Source organism: Xylophilus rhododendri, from assembly GCF_009906855.1.
GTDB classification, from domain to species: Bacteria; Pseudomonadota; Gammaproteobacteria; order Burkholderiales; family Burkholderiaceae_C; genus Xylophilus; species Xylophilus rhododendri.
Map to the genome: position 1 here is coordinate 1,011,005 of NZ_CP047650.1, position 24,726 is coordinate 1,035,730.

11 protein-coding genes are annotated in these 24,726 nt (G+C 67.8%); 8 read left to right on the plus strand and 3 right to left on the minus strand.

Annotation, left to right across the window (positions count from 1 at the left end; translation table 11 throughout):
- Nucleotides 1–23: 23 nt before the first annotated feature.
- On the minus strand, nucleotides 24–764 hold the full coding sequence (locus tag GT347_RS04650; RefSeq protein ID WP_407704136.1) for an ABC transporter ATP-binding protein: 741 nt from the start codon (nucleotides 762–764) through the stop codon (nucleotides 24–26).
- Nucleotides 765–772: 8 nt separating this feature from the next.
- Nucleotides 773–1,546: an ABC transporter ATP-binding protein gene (locus tag GT347_RS04655; RefSeq protein ID WP_160550849.1), complete on the minus strand. Its 774-nt coding sequence runs from the start codon at nucleotides 1,544–1,546 to the stop codon at nucleotides 773–775.
- Between the two features lie 255 nt (nucleotides 1,547–1,801).
- Between GT347_RS04655 and GT347_RS04660 the strand changes: the two genes are divergently transcribed.
- The 4 genes from GT347_RS04660 to egtD all read left to right on the plus strand — a co-directional run bounded on the left by GT347_RS04660 (nucleotide 1,802) and on the right by egtD (nucleotide 5,081).
- The gene (locus tag GT347_RS04660) at nucleotides 1,802–2,023 is read left to right on the plus strand and encodes a CsbD family protein (protein ID WP_160550850.1); all 222 of its coding nucleotides are present in this window, start codon (nucleotides 1,802–1,804) and stop codon (nucleotides 2,021–2,023) included.
- Nucleotides 2,024–2,070: 47 nt separating this feature from the next.
- Nucleotides 2,071–2,646 (plus strand): hypothetical protein, encoded by a 576-nt coding sequence (locus tag GT347_RS04665; RefSeq protein WP_160550851.1) that lies wholly within the window; start codon nucleotides 2,071–2,073, stop codon nucleotides 2,644–2,646.
- A gap of 105 nt (nucleotides 2,647–2,751) precedes the next feature.
- Nucleotides 2,752–4,074 (plus strand): ergothioneine biosynthesis protein EgtB, encoded by a 1,323-nt coding sequence (gene egtB, locus GT347_RS04670; RefSeq protein WP_160550852.1) that lies wholly within the window; start codon nucleotides 2,752–2,754, stop codon nucleotides 4,072–4,074.
- 29 nt (nucleotides 4,075–4,103) lie between these two features.
- A complete protein-coding gene (gene egtD / locus GT347_RS04675; RefSeq protein ID WP_195812421.1) occupies nucleotides 4,104–5,081 on the plus strand; it encodes an L-histidine N(alpha)-methyltransferase in 978 nt (325 codons plus the stop codon).
- Nucleotides 5,082–5,094: 13 nt separating this feature from the next.
- Here the strand turns inward: egtD and GT347_RS04680 are convergent, their stop codons facing one another.
- Nucleotides 5,095–6,360 (minus strand): MFS transporter, encoded by a 1,266-nt coding sequence (locus tag GT347_RS04680; protein ID WP_160550854.1) that lies wholly within the window; start codon nucleotides 6,358–6,360, stop codon nucleotides 5,095–5,097.
- Nucleotides 6,361–6,430: 70 nt separating this feature from the next.
- On the opposite strand from GT347_RS04680, the gene GT347_RS04685 reads away from it, so the two are divergent.
- From GT347_RS04685 to GT347_RS04700, 4 genes are all read left to right on the plus strand, one after another.
- Nucleotides 6,431–7,363 carry an AraC family transcriptional regulator gene (locus GT347_RS04685; protein WP_160550855.1) on the plus strand — a complete coding sequence of 311 codons (933 nt, stop codon included), beginning with the start codon at nucleotides 6,431–6,433 and terminating at the stop codon, nucleotides 7,361–7,363.
- 150 nt (nucleotides 7,364–7,513) lie between these two features.
- Nucleotides 7,514–20,560, plus strand: coding sequence for an Ig-like domain repeat protein (locus GT347_RS04690; RefSeq protein ID WP_160550856.1), 13,047 nt, complete (start codon nucleotides 7,514–7,516; stop codon nucleotides 20,558–20,560).
- Complete coding sequence (locus tag GT347_RS04695) at nucleotides 20,479–23,859, plus strand: glycoside hydrolase family protein (protein ID WP_160550857.1); 3,381 nt, start codon at nucleotides 20,479–20,481, stop codon at nucleotides 23,857–23,859. The genes GT347_RS04690 and GT347_RS04695 overlap by 82 nt, the downstream gene beginning before the upstream one ends.
- Nucleotides 23,820–24,350 carry a hypothetical protein gene (locus tag GT347_RS04700; protein ID WP_160550858.1) on the plus strand — a complete coding sequence of 177 codons (531 nt, stop codon included), beginning with the start codon at nucleotides 23,820–23,822 and terminating at the stop codon, nucleotides 24,348–24,350. The genes GT347_RS04695 and GT347_RS04700 overlap by 40 nt, the downstream gene beginning before the upstream one ends.
- Nucleotides 24,351–24,726: the final 376 nt, after the last annotated feature.

The following is a 24,726-nucleotide window of genomic DNA, read 5'->3' on the forward strand; positions in this document are numbered from 1 at the left end:
CATGTCTCCTTCTTGGTGATCGATCAGACGTTGAGCAAGGCATCCAGCGCGGGCATGCGCGCCTCCAGCTGCGAGGCGACGAACTGCATGGCGATGCGGCCATGCTCCATCACGTAGAAACGGTCGGCCAGGGGCGCGGCGAAGCGGAAGTTCTGCTCCACCATCACGATGGTGTAGCCCCTGCCGCGCAGCGTGGTGATCATGCGGGCCAGGGCCTGCACGATGACCGGCGCCAGGCCTTCCGAAATCTCGTCGAGCAGCAGCAGCCGCGCCCCGGTGCGCAGGATGCGCGCCACAGCCAGCATCTGCTGCTCGCCGCCCGACAGGCGGGTGCCCGGGCTGTGCCGGCGCTCGGCCAGGTTGGGGAACATGGCGTAGATCTCGTCGATCGGCATGCCCGCGCCGGGCGGAACGCCCTTCAGGCGCGGCGGCAGCAGCAGGTTCTCCTCGCAGGTGAGGCTGGCGAAGATGCCGCGCTCCTCCGGGCAGTAGCCGATGCCGCAATGGGCGATGCGGTGCGTGGGCAAACCCACCGTCTCCTGCCCGTAGACCTTGATCGAGCCGGTGCGCCGCCCGGCCAGGCCCATAATGGAGCGCAGCGTGGTGGTGCGGCCGGCGCCGTTGCGGCCCAGCAGGGTCACCACCTCACCGGGCTGCACCAGCATGTCCACGCCGTGCAGCACATGCGATTCGCCGTACCAGGCCTGCAGCTCGTTGATCTCGAGCGCGGGCGCCGTGCTGGAAGGGGTTTCGTTGGCACTCACGAGCATGCTCAGTGGCCCTCGGCCTGCAGGGCGGTGTCGGTGGTGCCCATGTAGGCCTCCATCACCTGGGGGTTGGTCGACACCTCGGCATAGCTGCCCTCGGCCAGCACGGCGCCGCGCTGCAGCACGGTGATGCGGTCGGCGATGGTGGAGACCACCTTCATGTTGTGCTCCACCATCAGCACCGTGCGGCCGGCCGACACCTTCTTGATCAGCGCCGTGACCCGGTCCACGTCCTCGCGGCCCATGCCCTGGGTGGGTTCGTCCAGCAGCATCAGCTCGGGCTCCATCGCCAGGGTGGTGGCGATCTCCAGGGCGCGCTTGCGGCCATAGGGCAGCGAGGCCGTCTCGGCATCGGCCAGCTCGGCCAGGCCGACCTCGTCGAGCAGCTCGCGGGCCCGGCCGTCGAGCTGGCGCAGGCTGGTTTCGCTGCGCCAGAAATGCATGGACGTGCCGAGCGCCCGCTGCAGGCCCAGGCGCACGTTCTCCAGCGGCGTGAGGTGCGGGAACACCGCCGAGATCTGGAAGGACCGGATGATGCCCAGCCGCGCGATCTGCGCCGGCCGCAGCCCGGTGATGTCCTCGCCCTTGAACTCGATCCTGCCGGCGCTGGGCGCCAGGAACTTGGTCAGCAGGTTGAAGCAGGTGGTCTTGCCGGCGCCGTTCGGCCCGATCAGCGCATGGATGCTGCCGCGGCGCACTGAAAGGTCCACGCCCTGCACCGCCGTGAAGCCGCGGAAGGTCTTGGTCAGCCGGTGCGTCTGAAGGATCACATCGTCCATGCGGGCTTAGAGGATGGTAGGTGGCCGATCCTAGGAGCGCTAACCGTGACCAGCCATTGGGACAAGTCATTAGTCCTGCCGTGGCCCCGTGCAAGCCTGCCGTCAGTTCCATCGAACAGCCGTAGGCATGTGCCTACGCCCGCTGGCGCGGGTCTCCTATCAGGTCCGGATGCCCCTGGCGCCTACAGTGCCTCACCGACCGGCAACTGTCGGAATTCACATAACAAGCAAACCGGAACGAAGAAGGAGATTGCCATGACAAGCGAACGCACCGAAGCCAACTGGCTGCAGTTCAAGGGCAAGGTCAAGGAACAGTGGGGCAAGCTCACCGACGACGACCTGGACGTGATCCAGGGCAAGCGCGACCAGCTGATCGGCAAGATCAAGGAGCGCCACGCCATCGAGCACGAGGAAGCCGAGCGCCAGGTCGAACACTGGCACCGCAGCAACCCGACCTTCTTCTTCGAGAAGTCCTGAGCATCCGCATCCCGCATACCAGCATCCAAATTTCCGGAGAAATCATCATGAAAAAGACCTTCCTCGCCATCGCCATCGCCGCCTCCTTCGTCAGCTTCGGCGCCTCCGCCGCCACCAGCAAGGACGAGCACAAGGCCGCCGTCGACCAGGCATCGGCCACCTACAAGACCGACAAGGCTGCCTGCGACTCCATGAAGGACAACGCCAAGGACATCTGCGTCTCCGAAGCCAAGGGCAAGGAAAAGGTCGCCAAGGCCGAAGCCGATGCGATGTACAAGCCCGGCGCCAAGGCCGACAAGAAGGTGCGTGACGCCAAGGCCGACGCCGCCTACGACACCGCCAAGGAAAAGTGCGACGACCAGACCGGCAATGCCAAGGACGTCTGCGTGAAGGAAGCCAAGGCCGCGCAAACCGCCGCCAAGGCCGATGCCAAGGTCGCCAAGACCGCCTCCGACGCCCGTGCCGGCGACGCCTCGGCCGCCAAGGTCGCCGACGAGCGCAAGGATGCCTCCAAGGACAAGCGCGAAGCCGACTACAAGGTCGCCAAGGAAAAGTGCGATGCCATGTCCGGCGCCGCCAAGGACACCTGCGTAGCCGACGCCAAGACCAAGTACGGCATGTAAGCACCGTGGCCCTGCGATTCGACAGGATTTCGCGGGGCCGCTGAACCCGCCGACGGACGACCGGCTAACCTGCCGGTCGTCCGCATTTCGTTTGCCGGGAACCGCATGCAAGAACCATCACGACCCACCGCTTCGCCTGAACGGCCCGAGCGCGGCGCATCCGCCGCACGCGCCTTCTGGCAGCAGCGTTTCGCCGAGGTCCGCGCCCACACGCTGCGGCTGGCCTCCAGCCTGTCGGCCGAAGACCAGTGCGTGCAGTCCATGCCGGACGCGAGTCCGGTGAAGTGGCATCTGGCGCACACCACCTGGTTCTTCGAGACGGTGCTGCTGCCGCGCTCCCCGCTGGCCTACCAGCCCTTCGACGCCAGCTTCGCCTACCTCTTCAACTCCTATTACGAGGCCCTGGGCCCGCGCCATCCGCGCCCGATGCGCGGACTGATCACCCGCCCTTCGCTGGCCGAGGTGATGGCCTACCGCGCCCATGTGGACGCGGCCCTGGACGAAGCCATCGCCCTGGCCGACGAAACCACGTGGGAGACCCTGCGCCCCATCCTCCTGCTGGGCCTGAACCACGAGCAGCAGCACCAGGAGCTGATCGCCACCGACGTGCTGCACCTGCTGTCCTGCAACCCGCTGCTGCCCGCCTGGCAGGCGCCCGCGCCCACCCAGCTGCGCCTGGCCGAGGACCGCCACACCGGCTGGATCGAGATGCCCGGCGGCATCGTCGACATGGGCCGCGACCTGCCCCAGGACGCCCGCGGCGAGCATGACGACGACTTCGCTTTCGACAACGAAACCCCGCGCCACCAGGTCCTGCTACGGCCCTATGCGATCGCCGACCGCCTGGTGAGCTGCGCCGACTATCTGCGTTTCATCGAAGACGGCGGCTACCGCACCGCCAGCCTGTGGCTGTCCGACGGCTGGGCCGCCGTGCAGTCGAACGGCTGGCGCCACCCCGCCTACTGGCTGGCGTCCGACGATGCCCGCCTGGCCCTGCAGCCGCAGCATGGCGCCGCCCACACCGGCCCCGGCTGGCAGGTCTTCGGCCCCCACGGCCTGCGGCCGCTGGACCCGGGTGCCGCCGTCGCGCAGCTGAGCTTCTACGAAGCCGCCGCCTATGCCGAATGGGCCGGCGCGCGCCTGCCGACCGAAGCCGAATGGGAAGCCGCCTACGACGCGCCCGGCATCCGCGGCATGACCGGCGAGGTCTGGCAATGGACCCGCTCCTCCTACGACCCTTACCCCGGCTTTCGCCCCCTGCCCGGCGTGGCCGCCGAATACAACGGCAAGTTCATGGTCGGCCAGGTGGTGCTGCGCGGCAGCAGCCAGGCCACGCCGCCCGGTCATGCGCGGCCGAGCTATCGCAATTTCTTCCCGCCGGCGGCGCGCTGGCAGTTTTCGGGCCTGCGGCTCGCGAAGGACCTCTAGAGATGACGCCTCCCCACCTCGCCCCCCACATGGCCAACGTGCAGGACAAGCAGTCCACCCCCGCATGCGCCGAAGCGCTGTGCACGCCCTTCGCCCGCGACCTCGCCGCCGGCCTGGCCGAGCAGCCGCGCCGCGTCTCCCCCAAGTACTTCTACGACTCCACCGGCTCGCAGCTCTTCGAGCAGATCTGCGAACTGCCCGAGTACTACCCCACCCGCACCGAAATGGCGCTGCTGCGCCACCATGCCCGCGAGATCGCCGAACTGGCCGGCCCGCGCGCCGAGATCGTGGAATTCGGCGCCGGCGCCCTGCAGAAGATCCGCATCCTGCTCGATGCCTTCGAGGACCCGGCCGGCTACCTGCCGATCGACATCTCCGGCGAACACCTCAACGCCGCCGCCGCCGAATTGCGGCGCGAATACGCCTCGCTGGCCATCCAGCCCGTGGCCGCCGACTACACCCAGCGCCTGCTGCTGCCCGCGCCCGCGGCCGGCGCCGGCAAACGCATCGGCTTCTTCCCCGGCTCGACCATCGGCAACTTCACCGAGGCAGAGGCCCTGCGTTTCCTGCAGACCGCCGCCCGGGTGCTGCAGGGCGGCGCGCTGCTGTTGGGTGCCGACCTGGTCAAGGAACCCTCCACCCTGCATGCCGCCTACAACGACAGCGAGGGCGTGACGGCGGCCTTCAACCTCAACCTGCTGGCCCGCGCCAACCGCGAGCTGGACGCCGACTTCGACCTGGACCAGTTCGCCCACCACGCCTTCTACAACGTGCCCCAGCGCCGCATCGAGATGCACCTGGTGAGCCGCTGCGACCAGACGGTGCAGTTCTGCGGCGAGCGTTTCTTCCTGGCCGAGGGCGAGAGCATCCACACCGAGAACTCGCACAAGTTCACCATCGCCGGCCTGCGCGAGCTGGCCGCCCGGGCGGGCTTCACCGCCGGCCCGGCCTGGACCGATGCGGACGGCCTCTTCAGCGTGCACTGGCTGATCGCGCCGGCCGCCTGAAGAGGCGGGTGGCTCAGGTCAGGCGCGCCACCAGCGCCGTGCGGCGTGCCCGGCGCACATTGAAGGCGCTGGCGATCAGCACGCCCTGCACCACCGCCAGCCCCACCAGCACGCCGCGCAGCTGGCCCCGGTCCATCAGCAGGCCGAAGACCAGCGGCGCCACCGCCTGGCCGATGTCCAGCCCCGCATACACCACGCCGTAGACCCGGCCGGTGGCGTTCTCCGGCGTGGAGCGCTTGACCAGCAGATCGCGCGAAGGCCCCGCAGTGCCGGTGGCGAAACCCATCAGCCCGAACAGCACCGGCACCATCACCGCCGGCATCTGCAGATAGGCCATGGCCAGCGCCATGCAGGCCCCCACCGCGAAACCGGCGCCGACGATGCGTTCGCAGCGCTGCGGATCGGCCGCCATGAAACCGCCCAGCACCATGCCGCCGGCCGAGCAGACCATGTAGATCGTCAGGCAGACCGCCGCCATGGCCACCGGCACATCGTGCAACTGTCGTGCGGCCTCGGGCGCGAAGGCCTGCACCGCGCTGGTGGCGGCCGCATAGAAGAAAAAGAAGGCGAAGCACATCCACACCGCCGGGATGCGCAGGAAATCCAGCCCGCCCGCGACCGCGGCCGAGGGCGCGTTCGCGCCCTGCCCCGTGGCCTTCTGCACCTCCTGGCGCGTCAGCACCAGATGCCCGCCCTGCCACACCAGCACGGCCAGCACCGCCAGGGCCAGCACACCCGCCGACAGCAGCGCCACCCGCCAGGAGAAGGCTACCGCCAGCGGCACCACGAAGGCCGGCGCCAGCGCCCAGCCCAGGCTGCCGGTGATGCCGTGCACGCTATAGGCATGGCCCAGCCGGGTCGGCGCCACCCGGCGGTTGAACAAGGTGTAGTCCACCGGATGGAAAACCCCGTTGCCGATGCCGCCCACCACCGCGCCGGCCAGCAGCATCCAGTAGCTCTGCGCCGAGGCGTAAAGAAAGGCACCGCCCGCCAGCATCGCCAGCCCGGCATACAGCACCGGCCGCGGGCTGAAGCGGTCCACCACGAAACCCGACATTGCCTGCACCGCGCAGGACACCACGAAGAACACCGTCAGCACGAAACCCAGCTCCTGGTAGCCGACGCCGAAAGCGTCCTTCAGCCAGGGGAACAAGGGCGCCAGAAGCAGCTGGCTGAAATGGCTGATGCCATGGGCCAGGCCGACGAGGCCGATCAGGGTGGCGTCGGCGCGCAGACCGGGTGCGCGCGGCGGTTTCGAAAGGGAATTGGAAGCAGGCATGCGGCGATGGTAGGCCGGCCCTTGCAGGCGGAATGCCGACACAAAGCCAATTTCCATCGAGAATCCGCCAATGCTGCCGAACGACCTCCGCTCCGCCCTTCTGACGCTTCCCCCGCTGCGCCCGCCACGCCGCAAGCGCCAAGCCGCGTCCCCCGCCGAGGTGGGCGCCGTCACACCGCACCTCTACCAACCCACGCCGCAGCGCCCGGTGCGCGCCAAGCAGCGCCTGCTGCGCGCCGACACCCTGGTCATGCCGCACCGCCATCCCTGGCCGCAGCTCACCTTCTCCAGCCAGGGCGTGATCCGGCTGACCACCGCGCGCGGCACCATCATCGTGCCGCCGCTGCGCGCGGCCTGGGTGCCGGCCGGCATGGAGCATTCGGTCGACACGGTGGAAGACGCCGAGATCCACACCCTCTACCTGCAGGCCGGCCAGCCTTCGCAAGACCCCTGCTGGTCGCAATGCGTGGTGCTGGAACTCGGCGCGCTGCTGCAGGCGCTGATGCGCTCGCTGGACACCCGGCCCGACGGCCACCCCGGCCTCTCGTCCAACCAGCAAGCCGATTGCGCCGCCCACGAATGCCTGGTCGCGCCCCTGCTGCAAAAGGAACTCGCCCGCGCCCCACAGATGCGCATGGGCGTGCCCCTGCCCGATGCCGTGTCGGGCGACAAACGCCTGCGGGTGCTCTGCGAAGCGGTGCTGCGGGCACCCGGCCGCCGCGCCACCCTGGGCGAATGGGCGGCCGAGGCCGGCGCCAGCGAACGCACCGCCGCCCGCCTGTTCCGCAGCGAACTGGGCCTGAGCTGGCAGCAATGGCGCCAGCAGGCCACCCTGGCCCATGCCCTGCCCCTGCTGGCGCGCGGCATGCCGGTGGCCCATGTGGCAGCAGCCAGCGGCTACGACAGCGACAGCGCCTTCATCGCCATGTTCCGCGCCGCGATGGGCCGATCGCCCCGGCACTTCCGCGGTGCCGAACGGATGGCGGCCCCCGCCGGGGCCTGAGTTATCGCCACTTTTCGCCAATGGTTTAGCCCTTAAAAATCTTTTTTTCAGCCCTAAACATTGCGCCGCTGCTTCAGATAACTCCACAGATGCCCTGCTCATCCAGACACGGGCCGATGTGGCCCCCGGCGGGCCAGGAGGAAGACAGCGATGGTGGCGATCGTCAGCGGCTACAGCCTCGGCCTGGGGCTCACTTCTCAAACCCAGCTCGGCAACGCCGGCGTGCTGGGCAATGCCCTGCTCGGCCAGGCGCGCGAGGCCGGCTATCTCAACGTGGCCAACGGCAACCTGGTGCTGCAGGACCAGGACGGCCTGCTGCAGGGCCTGGGCGATGCCGACGCCGCCAACCTGCGCACCTACAACTCACTCGGCGCATACGGCAACGGCGGCTGGCAGGTCGGCAGCTACAAGACCCTGACCGTCAGCGGCAGCACCGCGCTGCGCACCGACAGCGATGGCGCCACCGCCGCCTATGCCTGGAACAGCGCCTCGCACAGCTATGTCGAGACATCGGCCCATGGCGGCGCGCTGAACGAGGTCCAGCTCGCCAGCGACGGCACCTGGCTCTGGACCGAGGGCGGCACCGGCCGCACCGAACGCTACCAGGCCAGCGGCGCCGGCCTGCTGCTGGAACAGACCGACCCATCGGGCCATACCACCCGCTTCGCCTACGACACCAACCGGCACCTGAGCAGCGTCACCGACGCCAGCGGCGAGAGCATCCGCTACGGCTATGTCAACGGCCGGCTGGTCTCGGCCTCCTCCATGCTGGCAAACGGCTCCGTCGTGCGCGCGGTGCAGTACGGCTACGACAGCCTGGGCCGGCTGGCCGATGTCAGCCTGTCGCTGGGCGAGCCGGCCGCCGCCCAATATCACACCCGCTACAGCTACGACGGCTATAGCCAGCGGATAGCAGGCATCTGGCAGAGCGACGGCACCTCGCTGGGCTTCGGCTACGTGCTGGCCGACGGCATCTACCGCGTGGCCCGCATCAGCTCGAACATCGAAGGCGCCGCACGCACCACGCGGATCGATTACGACCTCGCCCGGCGCATCACCACCGTCACCGAGCCCAACGGCGTGACCAGCAGCTACGCCTACGACAGCCAGGGCCGGCTGGTGCAGGTCAACACCGGTGTCACCGCCTCCCGGCCGGCCGGCGGCACGCAGGTGGCTTATGCCTACAACGCGCTCGGCGAAGTCTCCCGCATCACCGACGGCATGGGCCGCCAGACCGTCCTGCAATACGACGCCAGGGGCAATCTCACCAGCCAGGTCGATGCCCTCGGCGACACCCTGCAGCGCAGCTACAACACGCAGAACCAGCTGCTGACCGAGACCCGCTCCGGCGCGGGCCAGGCGCTGTCCACCGAGCGGCGGGTGTACGCGGCGGCCCAGGGTACCCAGCTGCGCTTTTCCATCGATGCCGACGGCGCCGTCACCGAATACCGCTGGAACGGCAGCGGCCTGCTGGCCTCCACCGTCGTCTATGCCGGTGCGCCTTACGCCATCGCAGCGCTGGCGCAGACCGCCTCGCCCAGCGAAGCCCAGCTGCAGTCCTGGGCCGCGCTGCAGGACCTGAGCACCACCCAGCGCCAGGACTTCAGCTACGACTTCCGCGGCCAGCTGCAGGCCAGCGTCCGCTACGGCCAGGTCGATGCCTACGGTGTCGGCGATGCGTCCACCGCATCCATCACCCACTACGTGCGCGATGCCCACGGCCAGCTGCTGCAGACCTTGTCTCCCGATGGCGCCGGCATGGAGGTCTATACCTACGACGGCCTGGGCCGCGTGCTCTCCAGCAGCCAACGTTCGGCCGACGGCCTGCAGGACATCACCACTCTGGTCCAGTACGACGACGCCCACGGCCGGGTGCTCACGCAGTACGCCAGCGGCCTGCAGTCCATCGCCAGTTACGACGGCTCGGGCCGGTTGATTGATCTGCAGCAGATCGCGGCCGGCGACCTCTTGCCCGGCGGCGACACCACCCACCACCACTACGACGCCGAAGGCCGCCTGCTCAGCACCACCGGCGCCGCCGGCACGGTGAGCTATCTGTACGACGACAGCGGCAACCGCATCGCCCGGATCGACGCGGCCGGTGGTTTGACCGAGTTCAGCTACGACCGCAGCGGCCAGTTGGTCCACAGCATCGGGTATGCGCGGCCAGTGGATGCGCAGGGCCTGCAGCTGCTGCGCGAGCAGGCCGACACCCAGCCCGGCAGCACCCTCCTCGCGCAGATCCGCCCCGACCCCGAGCCCTCGGACAGCAGCACCTGGTCCCTCTACGACGCGGCCGGCCGGCTGGCCTGGCAGGTCGATGGCCTGGGCTACGTCACCGAGACGGTCTACGACAGCGCATCGCGCATCACCGATGTGCGCCGCCTGGCCACGCCCATCGACACCCACCGCCTGGGCGACGGCATCGGGGTGGTGCTGGCGCCGGTGCTGGGCCTGCGCTCGAGCAGTACCACCTTCAGCGATGCGGTCAGCGGCAGCGGGCCGACCGCCATCCACACGCTGACCGCGACGGTGACCACCTCGGGCGGCAAGCCCGTGCAAGGCAGCGTGAGTTTCTTCGGCGGCAACGCGGGCGACACCCTGCTCGGCACCGCCGCCCTGATCGACGGCGTGGCCCGCTTCACCGCCACCGGCCTGGCCGCGCACCAGGAGCTGCTGAGCGCGGTCTACAGCGGCGCTGCCGACACCCTGGGCAGCACGGCAGAGCCCCTGCTCGAAGAGATCCAGCCGACGGGCACCGCGCCCCTCCTCGACACCCGCGTCACGCTGGCCGTGCGCAGCGCGGGCGGGGGCGTACCGCCCGAACTGATCGCCACCCTGGACGACCCCGAGGCTGGCGGCACCATCGTCTTCTACAGCGACGACGTGCCCGTGGCCTGGACGGACGTGGTCGATGGCCAGGCCCGTGTCACCGTCGGCACCCTCACGCCCGGCAGCCACCGGCTGCAGGCGGTCTACCAGGGCGACGACCGTCGCTACGGCTGCACATCCACCGAGCTGGTGCAGACCATAGCCGCCACGACCACCTCCGCGACCAGCACCACGACCCTCCTGCAGTTCCGCCGCGACCCGCTTGCCACCGGCGCCAAGGTGCTGCTGACGGCGTCCGTCACCGGCAACTCCCGCAGCGGCGGCGGCATCGTCTACTTCTACAGCGGCAGCCTGCTGCTGGGCAGCGCCCGCCTCGTCGCCGGGACCGCCAGCCTGAACCTGAACGACCTGCCGCCGGGCATCGACACCCTCACGGCGGCCTACGGCGGCGACAGCCTCAACCTGTCGAGCCGCTCGCAAGCCGTCCAGGCGGTGGTGCCGGGGCCGTGCGCGCTGCTGCTGACGCTGTCTTCTCCCACGCCGACCGTGGGCAGTGCGCTGGTGCTGACCGCCGCCCTGTCCTCGCCCTGGGCGAGCAGCCATAGCGGCAGCGTCAGCTTCTTCAACGGCAGCACCCTGCTGGGCAGCGCCGAACTGCACGACGGCGTCGCCCGGCTGCCGACCTCGGCGCTGCCGCCGGGCACGACTGCGCTGCGGGCGGTGTATGGCGGCGATCCCTTCGACGATGCGGCGGTGTCCAACACGGTCACCACGGTCGTGCGGCCGGCGCCCACCGGCACCAGCCTGGCGGTGACCCTGTCGGCGGACGGCTCAGCGCTGGACCTGAGGGCCACCCTGGCCGCATCGTCGGGCGATGGGGACGCCACCGGCGGCCTGCCCGGCGGCACGGTGAGTTTCTACAGCGGCGGTGTGCTGCTCGGCCAGGTCGCCGCCGTCGGCGGTGCGGCCCGGCTGCAGGTGGCCCGCTCGGCGGTGACCAGCGATCTGCTCACCGCCGTCTATGCCGGCGATGCGCTGCACGCCGCCAGCACCTCGGCTATTGCCAGCGCCAGTGCGGCGCTGATGCCGACCCGCCTGAGCCTGACCTCGTCAACGGCCAGTACCGCACAAGGCAATGCCGTGACCTTCACGGCCACGGTGGCCGACGGCATTACAGGCGTTGCAGGTAGTCCAACTAGCGCGGCACCCGGCGGCACCGTCACCTTCCTCAACGGCAGCACCGTGCTCGGCACCGCCGTCCTCAGCCAGGGCAAGGCCAGCCTGACCGTGACCGGCCTGCTGGCGGGCAACCAGAACATCACCGCGAGTTATGCCGGTGACCCGCTGCATGCCGGCAGCGTGGCGGCCGCCTTGCCCCAGGCCATCACCGCAGCACCCACCACAACGGTACTCTCGCTCGGCAGCAACAACGTCGCAGCCGGCACACCGCTGGTGCTCACCGCCCAGATCGGCCAAGCCGCTTCTCAAGGCGCCTTGCCGCCCACCGGCACGGCGAACTTCTACGCCGGCAGCCGCCTGCTGGGCAGCGCGAGTGTGGTCAACGGCATGGCCGCCTTGACCGTGAGCAGCCTGCCCGCCGGCAGCAGCTCCCTCAGCGTGCGCTACGAAGGCGATGCCAACCATGCCCCCAGCGTATCGGCCGCCACGACCGCCACCCTCGTGGCCACCACCAGCGCCACCCTGTTCGCATCGGCCACCACCGCGCCGCGCAGCGCCACCGTGAGTTTTACCGTCCGGGTGGACGGTGCCGTCAACGGCGGCCTGGTGACCTTTTTCAACGGCAGCACGGTGCTGGGCACGGCGTCTGTCTCGGGCGGCGTGGCGAGCCTGTCGACCCGGCTGCTGCCCGCAGGTGTCAACAGCATCGGCGCCACTTATGCGGACACCACCGGTGCCGCGACCTGCGTCAGCGCGCGGGTCAATGTGAACATCACCCTGGCCGGCGGCATTAGCCCCAAGCCGCCCAGCCCGCCGGCGACGGCCTTGGCGCTGGCCTTGTCCACGACCGGCACCGCCCGGGGCACGCCGGTGCAACTCAGCGCGACCGTCTCGGGCGGCACGGCGGGGCAAGTGCCGGGAGGCAGCGTGTCCTTCTTCGCGGGCGCCACCTTGCTGGGCAGTGCGGTGGTGGTCAAGGGTGTGGCCAGGCTGTCGGTCAGCACGCTGGGCTTGGGCACCAGCGCGATCCAGGCGGTGTATTCGGGTGACGGCTACTCCGCCACCAGCACCTCGGCCGTCGCCAACGAGACCGTGTCGCTGGCGACCCCCACCGTGGCGCTGCGGGCCTCGGCCACGCAACTCATCCAGGGCACACCCGTCACCCTGCTGGCCCAGGTGAGCAGCGCGACCGGCGCGGTGGGCCCGGCCAGCGGCAAGGTGACCTTCTACGACGGCAGCACGGTGCTGGGCACGGTCAACCTGATCGATGGGCTGGCCAGTTTGACCACCAGCAGCCTGCCGGCCGGCAGCTCGCGCATCGTCGCGCGCTACCTGGGGGATGCCAACCACAGCAGCGCCGATGCGCCGGTGTTCTCGTTGGCCATCAGCCCGGCGCCGGTGAGCAGCCGGACCAGCCTGTCGGCCTCCAGCACCGCCGCCCGTGCAGGGGCGCCGGTGGTGCTCACGGCCACGATCACCGGCACGGCACCGCAGGGCACTGTGAGCTTCTTCAACGGTACTCAACTGCTGGGCAGCGCCAGCGTGAACAGCGGCACGGCGCGCCTGACGGTGTCCGATCTGCCGGTGGGGCTGGACACGCTGCGAGCGGTGTATTGCGGCGATGGGGTCAACGCGGCCAGCAGTTCGTCGGCGCTCACCGAGACCGTCCAGGCCGCCGTCAGCACGGTCCGCCTGGACACCGCCTGGTCGGGCGCCGATCTGGTCCTGACCGCCCGGGTGTCCTCGGCCACCGCATCGGCGGCCACCAGCGGCAGCGTCACCTTCTACCGCAATGGCCGGGCCATCGGCACTGCCAGCCTCAACCAGGGCGTGGCGAGCCTCACGCTGCGCGCCGAAGCGGCCAGCGCCGATCTCTTCACGGCCTCTTATGCCGGGGACGCCCTGAACCTCTCCAGCGCCTCCATCGCCGCAGCCGAGCCCTCGGTGGCCGCACCGCTGATGACCCTCTCCAGCCCCGCCTCGGTGGCGCTGGACGGCAGCATCGAGATCCAGCTCACGCCAGAAGCCGGCGGCAGCGTCACCCTGCTGCGCGACGGCGTTGCGCTCCAGACCGCGCCGGTGCTGCACGGCCAGGCCCGCTTCGATGCCAGCCTGCTGCCTGTGGGCACCACCAAAGGCCTGGTGCTCAGCTACACCGGCGCCGGCGGCCTGGCCTGCAGCAGCCTGACGTTCAGCCAGACGGTGACCCCGGCCACCAGCAGCGTGGCCCTGCGCCTGGTGGCCAGCGACTACACCCCGCAAGGCGCGGTGTATCAGCTCCGCGCCCAGGTCCATGGCAGCGAGCCGGGCGGGCTGGTGCGCTTCTATCGGGGCGACACGCTTCTGGGCAGCGCCACCGTGGTCGATGGCATCGCGGCGATCAGCCTGCGGGACCTGCCGGTCGGCACGCTGTCCTTCAGCGCCGCCTACGCGGGCGATGCGCGCAACACGGCGAGCAGCTCCGCGCCGCTGTCCCGGCAGATCGCGGCGCTGCCCGGCACCGTCACGCTCAAGACCTCCAGCACGGCGCTGGCTCAAGGCGCAGCCCTCACGTTGACGGCCCATGTGGGCGGTACGACCCCCACCGGCCTGGTCACCTTCCTCTGCGGCCAGGTGGTGCTCGGCACGGCCACGGTCGATGCCTCCGGCAACGCGGTGCTGGCGGTCCCGGCGCTCAGCCTGCCGGCCGGCCGCGAGGAGATCTTCGCTGTCTACAGCGGCGACGAACACCACGTAGAGGCGCGCTCCGCCCCGGTCACCGAGCAACTCTCCACCGGCGTCTTCACGGTGCAGGCCCTGCGCAGCGCCGCCGACGAGGTCACCAGCCAGATCCTCACCGCGGCCGGCCACCTGGCGGCCAGCGTGGACGCCGAGGGCTATCTCACCGAATACCGCTACAACGCGGCGGGCCAGCTGGTGCAGACCATCGCTTATGCCAACCGCATCCCGGGCGCCACCGACCCGCAATCCAGAACGCAGGCCATCACCCAGGCCGTGGCCCAGGCCCGCGCCGCCCACTCGGTCCAGAACCTGCTGCCCGCGGCCTCCGACCAGGACATCCGCAGCTTCACCTACTACGACGCCAGCGGGCGTGTCATCGGCCAGATCGACGGCGAGGGCTATCTCACCGAGACCGTCTACGACACCAACGGCCATGTGGCCCGCAGCATCCGCTACGCCCGTGCGGTCACCACGAAGCCCACCCCGTCGGCCACCCTCGCCGCCCTGCGCCCCGCCTCCGACCCGCAGGACCACATCCAGTCCAACCGCTACGACACCCTCGGCCGCCTGGCCTCCCAGGTCAACGCCGAAGGCACGCTCACCCGCTACACCTACGACGCCGCCGGCCGCCTCGTGCAGACCAGCGTCGCCGCCAACACCGAGGACCAGGCCAGCACCACCGCCCGCTATGACGCCCGCGGCCGGCTCGTCGCCGAACTCGACGCCGCCGGCACTGCCCGGCTCACCGGCAACCTGACCCAGGCGCAGATCGAGGCGATCTGGCAGGCCCAGGCCGTGCACCACCGCTACGACGCCGCCGGCCGCCGCACCAGCAGCACCGACGCGCTGGGCCATCGAACCTTCTTCTTCTACGACGAGGCCGGCCGCCTGCGTCTGACGCTCGACGCCGCGGGCGATGTGACCGAACAGCGCTACGACGCCCTGGGCCGCACCGTCGCCACGATCACCTACGGCCAGCGGCTGGACGCCGCCACCCTCGCCAGCCTCGACCCCCAGGCTGGCGGCGTGCTCACCGACACGGTCAACGCCCCCGTGATCGCCGCCCTGAAGGCCCTGCAGGCCCGCGACGCCACCACGGCCATGAGCACCGTCGCCTACGACGCCGATGGGCGAGCCCGCCGCAGCACCGATGCGCTCGGCAACGTGAGCACCGTCACCTACGACGCCTTCGGCAACGCCGTCTCCACCCAGCGAACGGGCGCAACCGGCCAGCTCGTTGCCAGCAGCACAAGCAGCTTCGACCACCGCAACCAGCAGACGAGCAGCACGACCCAGGCGCTGAAGCCAGACCAGTCGGTCGCCACCCAGTCCGCCACCTACGACGCCTTCGGCCGCCTCGTCTCCCGCACCGACACGCTAGGCCGCACCACCACCGCCCGCTACGACCGCGACGGCCGCGTCGTGCAAGCCTTCGATCCCGCCACAGGCGCCGCCTCCAGCACCTACGACGCCTTCGACCAGATCCTCACCCGCACCGACGCCCTGGGCCAGTTGACCACCTGGCGCTACGACCTGGCCGCGCGCAGCAGCACCCTCACCACCCCCGAGGGCCTCACGGTCAAGACGGTGCACACCCGCCGCGGCCAGACCTTCTCCATCACCGACGGCCTGGGCAACACCACCACCTACCAATACGACGGCGAAGGCCGCCTGCTCTCGACGAGCACACCGCTGAGCTTCCAATCCCAGCGCTACGACACGACCGGCAACCTGGTCGAGAGCACCGACGCCGCCGGCAGCACCGTCGCCTACCGCTACGACCCCGCCCACCGCCTGCTCGAACGGGTGGTCGACCCGCAAGGCCTGGCGCTCACCACCCGCTACACCTACGACGGCCGCGGCGAGGTCCTCACCACCACCGACCCCGACGGCACCGTCACCGCCACCGGCCACGACCTGGCCGGCCACACCGTCAGCGAGACACGCGACCCCGGCGGCCTCGCGCTGACCACCCGCTACCAATACGACCCGCTCGGCCAGGTGCTGTCGGCCACCGATGCACGCGGCAGCGTCACCCGCTACACCTACGACCACCAGGGCCGGCGTGTCTCCATGGTGGTCGATGCCGAGGGCCTGGCGCTGACCACCCGCTACGACTACGACGACAGCGGCAACCTCGCGGTCACCGACCCGGCCGGCGGGCGCAGCCTCACGGTCTACGACGCGGGCGGACACCTGGCCTATACCGTCTCGGCCGAGGGGCGTGTGGAGCAGCATGTCTACGACGCGGCCGGCCGCGAGGTGCGCACCATCCACTACCTTGAGGCCCTGAGCCCGCAGAGCCTGGCGGGCGTCACGACCAGGGAACAGCTTGAGCCGCTGCTGGGCGCCCAGCAGACCAGCGACCAGCGCGTCTACGACCACGACAACCGCCTGCGCTACCGCATCGATGCCGCCGGCGGCGTCACGGAATGGCGCTACGACGCCAACGGCCAAGTGGTGCAGCAGACCCGCTACGCCACCCGCATCGACCTGGCGCAGTGGACCCCCGGCACCCCACCTGCCGTCCAGCCCGACCCCGGCCAGGACCAGACCACCCGCACCGTCCACGACGAACTCGGCCGTGCGATCTACACGCTCTCCAGCGCCGGCGACGGCAGCCTGGCCAGCGTGGTGGGCCGCAGCTACGACCAGACCGGCCGCGTGATCGCCAGCACCGCCTATGCGGGCTTCATCCCGAGCAGCACCCAGGCCACGGCCACCGGCGTGGCCGCCGCCATCGCCACCCTGCGTCAACCCGGCGTCGATGCCGCCTCCCGCAACATCTACGACGCCGCCGGCCGCCTGGCCTGGACCGTGGACGGCCTGGGCGGCGTCACCCAATACCGCTACGACGCCAACGGTAATGTGCTGAGCCAGCGCGAGTACGCCCAGCCCCTCGGCGACGGCCAGTCGCCCACGGAAGTACGGCCCTCGGCCGCGGACCGCCTCACCCTCCACGCCTACGACGCCGCCAACCGCCTCGTCGTCACCGTCGATGCGGCCGGCGACGTCACCCGCAACACCTACGACAACAACGGCAACCTGAGCAGCCAGCGCCTCTACGCCCGGCCCGCCAGCGCACCGCTGGCCAGACCCGACGCCACCGCCCTGGAGCTGGCCGCAGAAGTCGACCCCAGCGCCGCCGACCGCCTGACCCACTTCGCCTACGACGCAGACAACCGCCGCATTTACACCGTCGATGCCGAAGGCGCCGTCATCCGCACCGAGTACCTCGACGGCGGCCGCACGCAGCGCATCACCGCTTACGCCAACCGCCTCGACCCCATGGCGCTGCCCGATGCGGTATCGGCCCCGCAGATCCAGAGCCTGCTGCACCCCGATGCGGCACAGGACCGCAGCACCTCGCGCCGCTACGACGCCGACGGCCTGCTGACCGAAGAACGCGACGGCGAGAACGGCCTCACCACCCACCGCTACGACACCCTCGGCCGCCTCACCCAACTGAGCACCGGCAGCACCGACGGCACCCAGCGCCACGACCAGATCTTTGTCTACGACGCCGCCGGCTACGTCATCGAAGAACGCCAGTCCGGGCAAGAAAGCCAATACCACGACCGCAACGCCCTGGGCCAGACCACCCGCGACCACAGCGAACACAGCGCCACCACCGACTACCGCCACGACGCCGCCGGCCAGCTCATCGTGTCCGAGGCGCACGACAGCGCCAACACCACCCTCCGCACCCGCATCAGCTACGACGCCCTGGGCCGTGTCCTCTCCCGCACCGAGGCCGCCGACTCCGCCCAGAGCCGCACCACCGGCTACCGCTACGACGCCCTCGGCCACCAGGTCCAGACCCTGTTCCCCACCATCACCGGCGACACGACGATCGAAGTCGTTCTTGAGGACGGCAGCCCCGGGCGGATCCAGGGCCTGTCCACCACCGTCGTCTACAACCGCTTCGGCGACGCCATCACCAACACCGACACCGCCGGCAACATCAGCGCCAAGGCCTACGACAGCCTGGGCCGTGTGCGCTTCGACATCGATGCCCTGGGCTACGTCAGCGCCTACAGCTACGACACCTTCGGCAACGTGGCGGGCCTCACGCGCTATGCCAACGGCATCGGCATCGGCGATGGAAGACGCGACGCAACCACCGTCAGCGCCGCCCTGCAGCACTCGGGCGCCGACCGCACCATCACCACGCAGTACGACCGCAACGGCCGGGCAGTGCAGACCACCCAGCCGCAGGCCTGGGCCAGCACGGGTCTTCCTGGCGTCATCGGCAGCCTGCAAAGCGCCGTCACCCGCACCAGCTACAACGCCTTCGGCGAAGCCGTCCTCACCAGCGCCCTGCTCGATGGCCCCAGCCAGCGCTGGGCCACGACCCGAGCCTTCTTCGACCATGCTGCGCGCCAGACCGCCTCCATCGATGCCATGGGCTACGCCACGGCCACCGCCTACGACAGCTTCGGCAACGTGGTGCGGGTCACCGAATACGCCAGCTTCGGCGCCTCCCAGGATGCCCAGGGCCGCTTCCTGCCGCCCGTCACCAGCGTGGACGACCGCAGCACCGTCTTCACCTACGACGTCGCCCACCGGCTCATCGGCCAGACCCGCCTGGCCGCGCAGATCCACGAAGACGGCAGCCGCTCCGACCTCGCCACCCGCTACACCTATGACCTGCTCGGCCGCCAGACCTCCGTCGCCGACCCGCTCGACCAGGTCACCTTCACCTACTACGACGCCTTCGGCTACATCCGCGCCACCGCCGGCCCCGCCACCGTCGTCAACGGCCGCGCCTTCATCCCCCTCACCGAATACACCCGCGACAGCCTCGGCCAGGTCATCCGCCAGATCGAATACGCCGCCGGCGCCGAACAGGCCGACCTGCAGGGCTACCGGGTCCACGCGCCCGCCACCGGCGGGGACCCGGCCTACTTCGCCTTCCCGCAAACGGCGAACACCTTCGGCGCGAGCTTGGACGGCTCCATCGTCGACCACGAAACCCACTACGCCTACGACCGCCTGGGCCACCTCACCGACCTCACCACCCCCGACGGCCAGCACCAGTACCGCGCCTACGACACCCGCGGCCAGCTCATACTGCAGTGGCAGAACGACGCTGGCCTGCTGCGCTACACCGAATACCACTACGACGCCCTCGGCCGCCAGACCGCCGTCATCACCCCGAGTTCGGCCAGCACCATCGGCGGCGCACCGGGCCGCCAGCTCACCGGCCTGCTCTGGAACGCCTTCGGCGAACTCACCGCCCGCGGCACCTGGGCCGAGGGCAGTGCGGCGTCCTACAGCGAGTTCTTCCAGTACGACAACGCCGGCCACCTCTGGCGCAGCAACGCGGGCGACGGCCAGACCACGGTGATGCTCTACGACCTGCTGGGCCGCCAGACCGCGCAGATCACCAGCGCCGGCAGCCTCGACCTGCTGCGCTCCTTCGGCGATGCGGGTAGCGTCGATGCCCAGGGCCACAACGGCCTGCGCCGCACCGACTTCGAACTCGACGCCCTCGGCCGCGCCCTCGTCCAGCGTGAAGCCGCCCGCGCCAACCCCCAGTACACCGAGACCTACCGCCCCACCACCTTCAGAACCTTCGACCGCTGGGGCAACACCCTCAGCCAGAGCGACCCGCGCGACGCCCGCATCCTCACCCGCTTCGCCTACAACGCCGCCAACCAGCTCGTCCGCCAGGTCCAGCCCGACGCCGACGGCAACATCTCCGCGGCCAGCCCCCTCACCATCCTCGTCTACGACGCGCTGGGCCGGCAGGTCGCGCTCAACGACGCCAACGGCCACATCAGCCGCCAGGTCTGGGATGCCACGAACCACCTGCTGGCCGAAGTACACGCCGACGGCGGCGTCGTCCGGCACGACTACGACGCCTTCGGCGACGAGACCCGCACCCAGGACGCCGAGAACTTCGTCACCCTCAGCGACTACGACCGCATGGGCCGGCTCACCTACCGCGAACATGTCGGCGACGGCCGCTTCCAGGTCGTCGTCGACGGTGCCGGCGCCCCCAGCTCCAGCAGACCGGCAACAGCAGCTGGCAGCTCTTCGCCTACGACGCGGCCGGCCACCGCACGCTGCAGGTCGACGGCGAAGGCGCCCTCACCCAGTACCGCTACGACGCCCGCGGCAACCTCGCCGCCACCATCGACGCCGACGGTTTTACGACCCGCAACGCCTACGACCTGCACGACCGCCTCGCCGCCACCCAGGACCCCAACGGCGCCATCGCCACCTGGGCCTATGACGACTTCGGCCAGCTGCAGTCCCACGGCGACATCGGCGGCGCCGGCTACTGGTTCCTGTACGACAGCGCACGAGAACTCATCGCCCAGGGCAGCAGCCGCGGCGAGTCCATCGCCTACACCTACGACGCCGCCGGCCAGCTCGTGCGCATCGACGACGCTGGCACCGACCGCCACACCTACTACGAATACGACAGCGCAGGGCGCCACACCTACGAACAGGTGATGCAGGGCGCCGGCGGCTACCAGGGCCAGGCACTCGCCTACGACAGCCTGGGCCGGCTGTCGCGCGTGAGCGGCTTCGACGGCGTGAACATCGCCATGGCCTACGACGCCGTCGGCAACAAGATCTTCCAGTCCACCGGCTACCCGGGCGGCAGCCAGGCCGCCTGGTTCGCCTACGACGCCATGAACCGGCAGATCCTCTCGGACGGCGCGGTCGACGGCAACGCGCAGAACCTGGCCAACATCACCGTCAACCGCGGCCACATCCTGGCCTACGACCACAACGGCAACCGCATCCAGGACACCTCCTGGGGCCAGCGGGTGGTGGCGCAGTACGCCCAGCATGTGGACGAGTCCGGCACCCCGGTGGGCCCGGTCGGCTTGACCGGCTACCAGGCCTACGCGGGCCCCGTCACCCATTACTACGGCTACGACAGCGCCAACCGCCTGTCGGGCGTGGCGGTCGAGGCCTATGCCGATGTGTTCACCACCCTCGACGAGTCCGGCCGGGCGATCTCCGTCAGCGGCATCGAACCGATCCCGCTGGGCCGCTCGCAGGCCGTCTTCATCGACAGGCGCTACTACGACAACGCCGGCCGCCTGGCGCAGAGCGGCCCCGGCGGCACCGTGCCGGCCGACTACCTCGCCGCCCTGGCCATCGCCAACCCCGGCACCGTCGGCACCAGCACCCTGCAGAACCGCTACGACCCCGCCGGCCGCCTGGAGTGGCAGCGCACCGTCGACGAGACCAGGCCCATCCCCGACGCCGCGCGCACCCGCGACACCTGGTTCGTGCACGCCGTCGACATCACCGAGCAGGTCCTCACCGGCCACGACGAGTCCGGGGTGCCGACCTACCAGACGGTCACCCGCACCGACAGCAGCACCGGCTACGACCCCGCCGGCAACCTGATCTACAGCCGCAGCGTGCAGGTCATCCCGGACGAGGGCACCATCGTCACCGACACCGTCACCGGCCTGGAGCGGGCCGAGGGCTACCGGCAGGCCTTCCAGCACACCTTCAGCCGCAACGCGAACTCCGGCAACCACCAGGAAGCGCGGGTCAGCCAGTACTACGACGCCGACGGCTTCCTCGCCAGCATCACCGACAGCAGCAGTGCGCAGGGCAACCGGCAGATCTACACCGATGCCAATGGCGTGGTCCTGCTCAACGTGCAGAACGGGACGTACCTGCGCCAGTTGGTGGTCAATGGCGAAGTGCTGGGCGTCTACGGCGCAGGCGTCGATCCGCACAACCCGAGCGCGGGCAACGGCAACCTGAACTTCGTCTCGCAAGCCGACTTCAACCTTGGCTACAAGCCGGTCACGGCAAGCTATCCCGAAACCAGCACCGGGCAGTACACGGTCCGGGGCGGCGATACGCTCAGAAGCATCGCGCAGTCAGCCTACGGCGATGCCGACCTCTGGTACCAGATCGCCCTGGCCAACGGGCTGGAGGGCGACAGCGATCTAAGGATTGGCGCCAGCCTCACCATCCCGACGCAGATCGCCGGCACGCACAACAGCGCAAGCACCTTCAGCCCCTACGACCCGAGCCGCGTGGTGGGCTCGACCAGTCCGGTGAACCTGCCCATCCCGCTGGGCAACCACCCGAGCGGCGGTGGTGGGTGTGGGGGGCTGGGCAGGATCATCACGGTGGTGGTCGCCGTGGTGGCGACGTACATCACCGTGGGTGCCACCGCGGAATACCTGGCGTTCACGCTGGAAACGGGCTTCGCCGCCACAGCCGCAGCCAGCGCCGCCATCGCAGCTGCAGCCGGCTCGATTGCGAGCCAAGTCGTTGGCAATCTCACCGGGGTACAGGACGGCTTCAGCTGGCAGGCCGTCGCGCTCAGCGCGATCAGTGCCGGGGTGGGGCAGAGCGTAGCCGAGCTGATACCGGCCGCGGGCGGGCCGATCACGACGGCGATGGCCCGGCAAGCCGCGGCCAGCATGCTGATCCAGGGCGCCGCAGTAGCCCTGGGTGCGCAGAAGAGCTTCAGCTGGACCCAAGTGGCCGCATCGGCCGCGGGTGCGGGCGCAGGCGCGGTAGTCGGTGCGAGCTTGAATCAGCTCATAGGCTACGGCCCCGCTACCAACTTCGAATGGAGCAAAAACGCGTTGTCAGCGCTCGCCTCCACCACGACTTCCATAGCGGTAATGAGCGGTGGAAGGGTCTCGGCTGAGGAGGTTGCGACCGATGCGTTCGGGAATGTGCTGGGAAGTGCTTTGTTAAACCTGACCAAATCGGTGGGCTCACGTATCTCAACAAACGAAGAATTTATCGATAGCAATAGTTTTAGCGAAAATGGCGCTAATCAAGTAAGCGTAGCTGATGGGTATAGCACGCTTACGCAAAAGACGAATGTCGCACCCGATAATTCAATTTTCGACAGCAATTTATTAAATGAAAATTCTGAAATTACACATTCCCGTTATAACAAAAACATGGAATTCATCTCCAACGGCGGAGATAACGCTTTAGACGACTTAAACTCACTAGCCGGACATCCATTTGAAATAAATGCCATCTCAATTCCAAACCTTGAGGCCTCCGCGCATTTTCAACCATCATATGAAATCGATACAGTCAAAAATTTGGCGGCATTAAGCTCATTATTAAGCCCGCCTCAAGCACTGGAAGAAGATATTTTAGTTGCAGCGGCTGGCGGCGTAAAATGGCTGAATCATTTCACAAACGAAAAATTTTCATCTTCAAACAACATTGCAAATAATTCCCCAGAAGAGGCACTTGAATTAAAGTTATCATTGGAATTAACCACAAACAGGCCTCAAGATGCGCGGTTACTGAGTTTCGGTGACAAGGGAATAACTTTGCTCAAGGACATAGAGACTCTCAGACTTAAACCATACGACGATCAAACTGGAAAAGACATTGACGCATGGGTGCGCGGGGCGACCATCGGATATGGTCAATTAATTTCCCAAAATGAATGGGACGTTTACAAAGATGGCATAAGCATAGACAATGCCGAGAAGACCTTTAATGATAAACTATTACCTTTTGTAAATAGTGTGCAGCTAAACGTAAAAACCCCGCTGCTGCAAAATCAGTTTGATGCGCTAGTAATTTTAAACTACAATATTGGCCAATCAGCATTTATCAATTCTTCACTATTGAAAATTATAAATGATCCAACAGCAAAAACCGCCTTCGACTCCACCGAAGACGCTTGGAAAGCGTTTAACAAATCTCAAGGCAAAGTAAATAACGGACTAATCAATCGAAGAGCCAGCGAATGGAATATTTACAACTCCGGAGTTTATCGCAAATGGTAACACCAGCCGTTATTCAGAAGGATTTGGTTTGGCGCATTAGCCTAACCGGTTTGCTTTTATTCGGAAGCATGACTGCCGAAGCCAGTGAGACGCCACTACCTAAAACTTTCTACGGAGATTACAAAATAATTGACGTCTTAAAAGTAAGCGGAGGATTGACGTCGGATGAACAGGCCAAAAAGTCGATCGGATCCCACATGTGTATTCGCAAAGACATATTTACCCTGCGAAGCAATAAAATCAATTATCCGGTTTATAAATATCTAAAAAAAGCCGCGCCCGAGCGTGATTCGGAAATTGACGAGCCTAACACGCCGCTCTTTTTCGGAATAGAAAAAGACAGGCAGACCATAGAAACAATATTAGTCTACGAAAACATGAAAGCTGTCTATCCATTTGAAAAAATAGAAGCCCTTCCGAGCGGGCGGTATGTTAATTTATTCGATGGGCACGCATATTTTCTTAGAAAAACTTCAGCAAAATGTCCTTAACATCAGAAGCGACGGGTCATTTGAATACAACGAAAATCAAAACTCGGGCGTGAACTGGGCAGTCCGAGCCAAACCCAGGATCGACATTAGGAATGTCGAACGGGCTGTTGGATTTTCAAAGATCCGGGCGATCTGTAAATAACAAGTTCGTATAGAACGCCTGACGATCAAGCCAAGATAATGCATTTGCAACTGCAAAAAAGCTCAATATCGAGGCACGGTAGATCTGACTAGGAAAGAATTGCGAATTACAATCGATGCACTTGTAAACAAAAAATCAAACGGCATCACGACCAATTTTCTTGCCCCTTATACCGGGCATGGTCCTTTTCACATCGAATTTAAACAGCCCAAGAGACAAGTTGCATTGCGAGCA